Raw genomic sequence first — 627 nt, 5'->3', positions numbered from 1 at the left:
GGCTCCGGCGGCATGTCCCGGCAGCAGGCAGGCCCCGATCAGGCAGGCCCCGATCAGGCAGGCCTCGATCAGACGTGTCTCGATCAGACGTGCCGCGCCACGGACGGCGACGCCCCGCGACCCGATGCCGTCCGCCCTGTTCCGGTGCCGCATCGCCCTGGTCCCCCGCACGTTCCGAACTGCGGTATAGCAAAGGCTATAATCGCGGCAATCCTGCCTTTGCCGGCCCGGGTGTTCCTCTCGGCGACGTTGCAAAAATGCCCCGGGATCGACGACACGACGATGACGCCGGGCGACGGGCTCAGGCGGGGCCGGTCGCGACCGGGCGGCTCGGGTCGGCGCCCCATTCCGACCAGGAGCCGTCGTAGAGGGCGCGGGCCGGGCGGCCGATCTGCTCCAGCGCCAGGGCGACGATCGCCGCGGTGACGCCGGAGCCGCAGGTGGTGACGACCGGGCGGTCGGGGTCGATCCCGTTTTCGGCGAACACCGCGCGGAGCGCGTCCGGCGCCTTGAGATGCCCGTCGGCCAGCAGCGCGGCGTAATGCAGGTTCCGGGCGCCCGGCATGTGCCCGGGGCGGACGCCGGGACGGGGCTCGGCCTCCTCGCCGCGGAAGCGGGGCGCGGAGC

Annotated in this window: 1 protein-coding gene; it reads right to left on the bottom strand. The window is 73.7% G+C overall.

The features are described from left to right. Positions 1–301: 301 nt before the first annotated feature. Positions 302–627 (bottom strand): rhodanese-like domain-containing protein (locus FV222_RS28540; RefSeq protein WP_281406950.1); only part of this gene is annotated, 326 nt, incomplete at its 5' end.

This window comes from Methylobacterium sp. WL103 (genome assembly GCF_008039885.1).
Lineage (GTDB): Bacteria > Pseudomonadota > Alphaproteobacteria > Rhizobiales > Beijerinckiaceae > Methylobacterium > Methylobacterium cerastii.
This window is presented reverse-complemented; position numbering and strand designations above follow the sequence as displayed.